Genomic DNA, 7,393 nt, shown 5'->3' on the forward strand with positions numbered 1-7,393 from the left:
TTTTTCTATATTAATGAATCCAAATGCTCATAATCAGGACCATCGCAAGGCCGACAACGGCAATGATGGTCTCAAGCACGGTCCAGGTCTTCAGGGTCTGCTTGACATCCAGGTCAAAGTATTCCTTGAACATCCAGAAGCCGGCGTCGTTGACGTGGCTGGCTGCGATAGAGCCTGCACCGATGGCAAGCACCATGAGAGCGGCCATGTTAGGCGAGGCAGAGGCAAGGAGGGGCTGTACCAGACCAGCCGCAGTAAGTGCTGCGACCGTCGCAGAACCCAGGGCAATCCGGAGGATCACCGTGATAATCCAAGCCAGAATCAACGGAGACAGAGATGAGCCCTGGAACAAATCAGCGATTTGACCAGAAATCCCACCGTCAATCAAGACCTGCTTGAAGGCCGCACCACCACCGATGACCAGGAGGAGCATGGCGATAGACTTGACAGAATCAACAATCGTTTCAGCAATCTCAGTGTTTTGCTTCCGACGCATCCAGCCCATGGTTACGAGGGCAAAGAGGAGGGAGAGAATCATGGCTGAGACAGGATTCCCGATGAACATGATGACATTCTCAAGAAGGCTGTGAGGATAAGTGCTGGTCGTCGTCAGCTTACCAGCTGAGTCAACGCTATTTTTCACGACAGCCGCAAAAGGCTTGCCGTCATTGGCGATGATGGAATAGATGGTTGAGATAGCCATCAAAATAACCGGCATCAGGGCAGTGATGATAGAAATCCCAAAGCCAGGTGTTTCTTCGAGCTTCCATTCCTTCATTTCCCCAAAGGCGGTCAGTTTTTTCTTGACTACAAAGGCTTCAGGGACGAATTTCTTGGCCAGGACGGTAAAGATAGGACCGGCCACGATAACAGTCGGAATCGCTGCGATAATCCCAAAGAGGAGGACGGTCCCAGGATTGGCACCCAGGGCTCCAGAAATCGCAATTGGTGCTGGATGGGGAGGCAGGAAGCCGTGAGTCACGGAAAGACCTGCCGCCATCGGTACCCCCAGGTAAAGCAGGGGCACAGAAGCCTCAAGGGCGACAGCGAAGACGATAGGAATCAGGAGGACCATCCCAACTTCAAAGAAGAGGGCAATCCCGATGATGAAGCTGGCCACCATGATGGCCCATTGCATCCGCTTTTTACCAAAGGCGTTAATCAGGGTTTTGGCAATCCGGTAGGCACCACCAGCGTCAGCAATCAGACGGCCCAGCATGGCCCCAAAACCAAAGACGATGGCCAGCTCGCCGAGCGAGCTCCCAATTCCTTTTTCAATAGAAGCTGGAATTTGCCCCAGCGGCATACCGAGGCCGAGACCGACCAGGACGGCCGTAAGAATAAGTGCGATGAAGGTGTTCATCTTAAACTTGATAATCATCAAGAGGAGAAAGAGGACACCTAGGGCGAGAACAATAAAACTTGTCATTGTGTTGCTCCTTTATTATTGATTTGAAAGCTTCCGTTGCAGGGCAGCAATATCAGCATATTCTTCAGAAAAATGACTAGAGAGGCGGAGGTAAATCGGCATCAGAGCTCGGTAGGTCTCGTAGCTTTCTTCATTTGGCATAAAGGTCTGGTTAGAACCCACCATGCCTTCGACCGCCTCGAGGCTGTCAATCAAGCCAAGGGCCTTTTGGGCCATGACGGTCGCTGCAAGACAACCTGCCTCTGTACTGTCAGGGACAGTAATCGGTTGCTCGAAGATGTCGGACAAGATCTGCGTCCAGAGTTTCGAGCTGGTAAAGCCACCTGTCGCCTGGATCTGCTTGACGTCGCCTGCGACCTCACGGAGGCTGAGAGCGACCATATAGAGGTTGAACATCACGCCCTCCAGCAGGCTCCGGGCCATGTGACTCCGGGTATGGCCGTAGTTCAGGCCAAAGAATGAACCCCGGGCATTGGCATCCCATAAGGGAGCCCGCTCGCCTCCCAGATATGGATGGAAGAGCAGGCCTGCTGCACCCGGACCGACTTCTTTAGCCAGAGCTGTAATCTCATCAAAGGTCAGCTCGCCGTCAAAGACCTGGTCCCGCAACCAGCGGAAAACGTCTCCGCCAGAATTGACCGGGCCACCGACCACCCAGTGGTCTTCATCGAGGGCATAGGTAAAGGTCTTGGCCTTGACATCAGTCTCAGGCTTATCAGTCACGACCCGGATGGCCCCAGAGGTCCCGATGGTAATGGCTGCTACGCCCGGCCGAATCGCCGCAACACCCAGGTTTGAGAGCGGCCCATCACCAGCACCCCAGACAAAGGGCGTATCTGCAGGAATCCCCATCTTAAAGGCAAATTCCTCCTGCATGCCCCGCTCGATTTCATAAGGCGAGACGACTTCAGGCAGTTGCTCCGTCAAAAGGCCAGTGACCTCAAGGGTTTCTGGATCCCAGATTTTTTCCTTGATATTGAAGAGGCCGGTCCCGGTCGCAATCGAGAGGTCCATCTTCTTGACGCCAAAGAGGCGGTGGAAGATGGCTCCTTTTAGGTCCAGGTAATGAGCTGCCCGATTAAAGATATAGGGCTTTTCATTTTTCAACCAGAGGCTCTTTGACAGCGGAGCCATGGGATGGGTCGGCGTGCCGGTCTTCCGGTAGATGTCATAGGCCTTGTTGCTGGCTTTGAGAGCTTCCGTATAATGAACCGCCCGGGTGTCAGCCCAGGTAATCACTCGGGTCAGAGCCTCCCAGTTTTCATCATAGGCAATCCAAGAATGCATCTGGGCCGAGAAGCTGACCGCCAGAAGCTCGTCGCCTTCTTCGATGTTGATACAGACCTCACGGACACTGGCCAGGACCGCATCAAAGATGTCTTCAAATTCCTCTTCGGCCATGCCTGTCGCATCCCGGTAGAGCTTGTAGGGCTTGGAGCTCGTGGAAACGATTACACCATCTGTCTTAAATAAAACAGCCTTTGTCGCTGTTGTACCAAGATCCAGTCCAATTAAGTACTGCATTTATTTCTCCTTATGTACGGCGTGGCCACCAAAGCCATTTCTCAGGGCGGCGACCACCTTGCCGGTCATTGTATCGTCTTGCAGAGAGCGGCTCCGCATCATGAGCGAGAGGGCGATGACGGGAGCAGGGACGTTCAGGTCCAGACTCTCTTCGACTGTCCACTTGCCTTCGCCTGATGAGTCGACCTTGCCCTTGATTTGTTCCAATTTTGGATCGGCAGCAAACTGCTCTTCAGCCAGCTCCATCAGCCAGCTACGGATAACAGAGCCGTGATTCCAGAGCTTGGCTACGGCTTCAAAGTCGTAGTCAAATTCTGAGGCCTCGAGAATCTCAAAGCCTTCAGCAATGGCCTGCATCATGCCGTATTCAATCCCGTTGTGGATCATCTTGAGATAGTGTCCAGAGCCGAGGCGACCGGTATAGAGATAGCCATTTTCTTGGGCAATGGCCTGGAAAATCGGCTCAACCGCCTTCCAGGCAGTTTCATCATCACCACCAATCATGAAGTTCCCGCCTTGACGGGCCCCTTCCATACCACCTGAAGTCCCGACGTCCAGGAAGTGAATCCCGGCTTTTTTCAGCAAGTCATTTTGAGCCAGATTGTCCTTGTAGTTGGAGTTTCCGCCATCAATCAAGATGTCCCCAGCAGAGAGCTTTTCAGCCATGAGCTCGACCGTTAAATTGGTCGGAGCTCCTGCTGGGAGCATCAGCCAAATAATCCGAGGCGTCGGCAGGCTCGCAATCAGGGCGTCCAGACTGTCATTAGCTGTGACCTTGTCATTGCCATAAGCCTTCGCTTCTGCGACCGCCTCCGCCTTCATGTCAAAGACCGATACTTCTAAGCCGTTATCCACGGCATTTTTTACCAAATTAAGGCCCATCTTTCCGAGCCCAACCATTGCAAATTGCATTTAACGTCCTCTTTCTGAAATCCTTTTCATTTATAGCCTTATTATACGAAAGTTTTTTACATTTATCAAAGAATTGAACGCAAAATAATTTCATTTTTTAAGGGGATTTTATAGGCCATGTCTCTTAGGCTGTGCTATAATAATAGATATATGACCAGTGCACTTATCTCCCACATCAAATCTTACTATGATAATCTCAGCCGGGCTGACCAGCTGATTTCAGATTATCTCGTGGCCCATATCGATGAAGTCTCGACCATGACCATCCAGGAAATCGCTGAAAGCTCAGAGGTCTCAACGGCCACCATCTCCCGCTTTGCCAAGAAAATCGGCTATGCGAATTTTCAAGAGCTCAAGCTGGCTGCCCACAGCAACCCCAATGACGGGGGCTCCAGCGACTTCTTCAGCGAAATGTCGCCAGAAGATAGCTTCCAGGAGATTCTTGTCAAAAGCTTTAATAATACGATTGCCAGTCTCAAGTCAACACTTAATCTCCTTGACGAAGACTGTCTGACCGATGCTATGGACATCCTCCTCAAGGCAGAAACCTGTGGCTTCTTTGGCCTCGGTAGCTCCAACGCCGTCGCCCTCATCGCCTACCACAAATTTCTCCGCCTACCCCTGAAGACGGTCTACCACCAGGACTTCCACTTCCAGCAGATGTTGGCCGCCAAGCTCGGCGAGCAAGACTGTGCCTTCTTGATTTCCCATACTGGACGCAACAAGGACAGTCTAAGATTGTTGAAAATATTAAAAGCACAAGGCGTCAAGGTCATCGCCGTCACTTCTTTTGCCAACTCAGCCCTGGCCAAAGAGGCAGATGTCGCCCTTATCACGACCTCTGAAGAAGTGAGCTTCCGCCCTGAGGCTGTCACTTCTACAGTCTCCCAAATCAGCCTGATGGACGCGATTTTCATGATTTACGGCATGAAGACCTCACGCAAGTCTGAGGCTACACTTCAGGAAATCCGTGACGTCATCAAGGCCACCCGGCTCCAGCACTAATTGCGAGGTTTTATTATGGCATTTACATCAACCACCGGACGTTACGCCAGCTTTGGCACCGTGTCCAGCATTCCAGGCGAAGTCATCGACAGCTTCTGGTATATCATTGACAATTATCTGAAAGGGGTCTGGCCACTTGACCCCGTCCTCAACTTTGAGCTCCTCAACCGCTCAGGCCGGCTTTCTATCCGTTTTAGCCAGGACGGCAAACCACTGAAGCTCGTTATCGACACCAATATCAAGGTCAATCCAAATTGGCCCAACCGCTTCCATGCGGTGGATAATATGGGCCGAGAGACGATTATGACCTCAAGAGAAATCTAAAAACTAGTCCATAGCGGGCTAGTTTTTTTAGAGCTCATAAAAGACGATTTCAGGAGGCACACCAATTCTAATAGGAAGAAAGGTCTGGCCAAGGCCGGAATTAACGAAAAGCTGACCTCCTCTTGGAAGCTCGTAGAGGCCTCTGTCATAGGACTTTGATCCATTGTTCTTCATTCTTAATTTACCGATTCTGATCTGGCCACCATGAGAATGGCCTGCGATAATCAGGTCGAAGTCTCCTGCATGCTTGAGGGAAAGGACCGTGTCTGGCTCGTGAATCATCAAGAGGGAGAAGTCGGCCGGCTCAGGCTGAATATCAAAGTCGGGCCGGCCTTCTCTGAGATCATCGAGGCCTGAGATTGAAAGGCGATCGTCGATTGTCTGACACGCATTGACCAGGAGCTGAAAGCCCGACCGCTCTAAGAGCTGGCTGACAAATTTTGAGCCCTGGCCATTCCCCGCAAAGTCATGATTGCCGAGAATGGCCAGCTTACCAAGCGGGGCTTCAAGGCCTGTCAGCAGGCCTTCTACTTCTTGATAATGTCGCTCGCCCCAGCTGACCTTGTCAAAGAGGTCGCCAGAAAAGAGGATAAGGTCGGGCTTTTCCTGCTCCAGGACCTTTACAAATTTTCTAAACCGCCGATAAGAAGTATGCCAGGCAAAGTGGGAGTCAGAAAAATGGGCAATTTTCAAGCCCTTATCTTCTGATATTTTAATATGTCGGACTTTTTTACGATGGGGCTCAATAAATGCTCCATATAAAAACAGGAGGAAAACAAGGTCGAGGAACAGTCTAATCATAACCTTTATTTTATCATAAAATCCCTAGTCCTTTTGACTTTCATCCGATTCTGGATAAAGAATAGAGAGGATTTTCATCTTGAGCCGATACTTATCTGCTCGGTGCATAGGAAGGCCAGCCTTCAGTCGTTTCAGGAGGCGGAGATAGGCGGGGGACAGAGCGCTCGCCAACTCAATCTCAATACTTTTATAAACCAGCTGGTCATCTGGTAAAGGTCCCTTAGCCTTGATCACCTCCTTCAAGTCATCAATATCCAGCTGATAGCCCTGCTCAGAAAGGCGTTTCTGTGCCATGTTCCGGCGGATTTGATCGATGAGGAGGTGCTGATACTGGACCTTAAAATGAATAAAGAGTTCTTTTCTAGTCAGTGACTCCTGACTCCCGAGGATATTTGACAGGATGATCCTCCCCTCCTGCAGGTGGTCGTCCAGGTCCCAATCTCTGATATTATAGATATTCCTTGCCTTGAGTATGATCGGCTTCACACAGCTAAAAAGCTCATCAAACTTGGCTTCTTCTAAAAAATCGTGCTCCTCCATCCTCCATTTTCCTCCCCGACTTTGTAGCAATATTATATAACAGGAAAGCCTGGCAGACAAGGAATTTGGCCTAGCATGCTAACTATGAAATTCTCTTGAAATCATAAAAAGCCCAGAGCTTTTGTCTGGACTGAAAAGCTAGGGCTAGAACTTTTAGAACTAGAAAGCTGACGGCGATTTTTTCTCATTCTTTTGAAAACATAAAAAAACCGGCTTGAATATCAAACCGGTTTGACTGAATCTTCGGCATAACGCCTGTTTGATGCCCGGAGCCGGGGTCGAACCGGCACTCCCTTGCGAGAACCAGATTTTGAGTCTGGCGCGTCTGCCAATTCCGCCATCCGGGCGAATTAGCAACTGGGGTAGCTGGATTCGAACCAACGCATGAGGGAGTCAAAGTCCCTTGCCTTACCGCTTGGCTATACCCCAATAAAATAGGCGGATGACGAGGATCGAACTCGCGCGTGCCGGCGCCACAAGCCGGTGTGTTAACCACTTCACCACATCCGCCATATTAACAAAGATTGCAAGAGCAATCAAACACGGGCAGCAGGAATTGAACCCACACCAAAGGTTTTGGAGACCTTTGTACTACCTTTATACTATGCCCGTTACAATGGAAGGGGAGGGATTCGAACCCCCGAACCCGAAGGAGCGGATTTACAGTCCGCCGCGTTTAGCCTCTTCGCTACCCTTCCGTTATTCAATTAAATTGTATTATTTCTAATACAATGGGAGTTGAGGGGTTCGAACCCCCGACCCTCTGCTTGTAAGGCAGATGCTCTCCCAGCTGAGCTAAACTCCCATAAAGAAGAACAACTGTCCTCCTAAGCTGGTGGAAATCATCTCTGATTCCCA

General features: G+C 50.5%; 7 protein-coding genes and 6 tRNA genes. 2 read left to right on the plus strand and 11 right to left on the minus strand.

The genetic code is table 11. The annotated features are described in order from the left end of the window. Positions 1–10: 10 nt before the first annotated feature. Genes NtB2_RS01350 through gnd form a run of 3 tightly spaced genes read right to left on the minus strand, consistent with a single transcriptional unit; the run spans position 11 to position 3,865 of the window. Positions 11–1,429 carry a gluconate:H+ symporter gene (locus NtB2_RS01350; RefSeq protein WP_109245138.1) on the minus strand — a complete coding sequence of 473 codons (1,419 nt, stop codon included), beginning with the start codon at positions 1,427–1,429 and terminating at the stop codon, positions 11–13. 15 nt (positions 1,430–1,444) lie between these two features. Beyond that, on the minus strand, positions 1,445–2,953 hold the full coding sequence (gene gntK, locus NtB2_RS01355; RefSeq protein WP_109245139.1) for a gluconokinase: 1,509 nt from the start codon (positions 2,951–2,953) through the stop codon (positions 1,445–1,447). Then, positions 2,954–3,865, minus strand: coding sequence for a phosphogluconate dehydrogenase (NAD(+)-dependent, decarboxylating) (gnd, locus tag NtB2_RS01360; RefSeq protein WP_109245140.1), 912 nt, complete (start codon positions 3,863–3,865; stop codon positions 2,954–2,956). Between the two features lie 150 nt (positions 3,866–4,015). Here gnd and NtB2_RS01365 point away from each other — a divergent pair, with 150 nt between their 5' ends. Further along, on the plus strand, positions 4,016–4,870 hold the full coding sequence (locus NtB2_RS01365; protein ID WP_109245141.1) for a MurR/RpiR family transcriptional regulator: 855 nt from the start codon (positions 4,016–4,018) through the stop codon (positions 4,868–4,870). 15 nt (positions 4,871–4,885) lie between these two features. Continuing rightward, the gene (locus tag NtB2_RS01370) at positions 4,886–5,194 is read left to right on the plus strand and encodes a DUF960 domain-containing protein (RefSeq protein ID WP_109245142.1); all 309 of its coding nucleotides are present in this window, start codon (positions 4,886–4,888) and stop codon (positions 5,192–5,194) included. Positions 5,195–5,221: 27 nt separating this feature from the next. Here NtB2_RS01370 and NtB2_RS01375 read toward each other — a convergent pair whose 3' ends face one another. The 8 genes from NtB2_RS01375 to NtB2_RS01410 all read right to left on the minus strand — a co-directional run bounded on the left by NtB2_RS01375 (position 5,222) and on the right by NtB2_RS01410 (position 7,340). Continuing rightward, complete coding sequence (locus NtB2_RS01375) at positions 5,222–5,995, minus strand: metallophosphoesterase (RefSeq protein ID WP_109245143.1); 774 nt, start codon at positions 5,993–5,995, stop codon at positions 5,222–5,224. 24 nt (positions 5,996–6,019) lie between these two features. Further along, positions 6,020–6,535, minus strand: a complete 516-nt coding sequence (locus NtB2_RS01380; RefSeq protein ID WP_109245144.1) for a competence protein — start codon at positions 6,533–6,535, stop codon at positions 6,020–6,022. Positions 6,536–6,798: 263 nt separating this feature from the next. Next, positions 6,799–6,882 (minus strand) — tRNA-Leu (locus NtB2_RS01385). Positions 6,883–6,892: 10 nt separating this feature from the next. Beyond that, positions 6,893–6,964 (minus strand) — tRNA-Gln (locus tag NtB2_RS01390). A gap of 8 nt (positions 6,965–6,972) precedes the next feature. Beyond that, a tRNA-His gene (locus NtB2_RS01395) sits at positions 6,973–7,045 on the minus strand. A gap of 31 nt (positions 7,046–7,076) precedes the next feature. Continuing rightward, a tRNA-Trp gene (locus tag NtB2_RS01400) sits at positions 7,077–7,147 on the minus strand. A 5-nt stretch (positions 7,148–7,152) separates the two neighbouring features. After that, positions 7,153–7,233 (minus strand) — tRNA-Tyr (locus NtB2_RS01405). A gap of 34 nt (positions 7,234–7,267) precedes the next feature. Further along, a tRNA-Val gene (locus NtB2_RS01410) sits at positions 7,268–7,340 on the minus strand. Positions 7,341–7,393 lie beyond the last annotated feature (53 nt).

Origin of the sequence: Lactococcus termiticola (assembly GCF_003116835.1) — a bacterium.
Classification (GTDB): Bacteria; Bacillota; Bacilli; order Lactobacillales; family Streptococcaceae; genus Lactococcus; species Lactococcus termiticola.

Bases quoted from the DNA above. Each gene is read 5' to 3' on its own strand.
- NtB2_RS01350 (WP_109245138.1), bottom strand. From the start codon at position 1,429: ATGACAAGTTTTATTGTTCTCGCCCTAGGTGTCCTCTTTCTCCTCTTG.
- gntK (WP_109245139.1), bottom strand. From the start codon at position 2,953: ATGCAGTACTTAATTGGACTGGATCTTGGTACAACAGCGACAAAGGCT.
- gnd (WP_109245140.1), bottom strand. From the start codon at position 3,865: ATGCAATTTGCAATGGTTGGGCTCGGAAAGATGGGCCTTAATTTGGTA.
- NtB2_RS01365 (WP_109245141.1), top strand. From the start codon at position 4,016: ATGACCAGTGCACTTATCTCCCACATCAAATCTTACTATGATAATCTC.
- NtB2_RS01370 (WP_109245142.1), top strand. From the start codon at position 4,886: ATGGCATTTACATCAACCACCGGACGTTACGCCAGCTTTGGCACCGTG.
- NtB2_RS01375 (WP_109245143.1), bottom strand. From the start codon at position 5,995: ATGATTAGACTGTTCCTCGACCTTGTTTTCCTCCTGTTTTTATATGGA.
- NtB2_RS01380 (WP_109245144.1), bottom strand. From the start codon at position 6,535: ATGGAGGAGCACGATTTTTTAGAAGAAGCCAAGTTTGATGAGCTTTTT.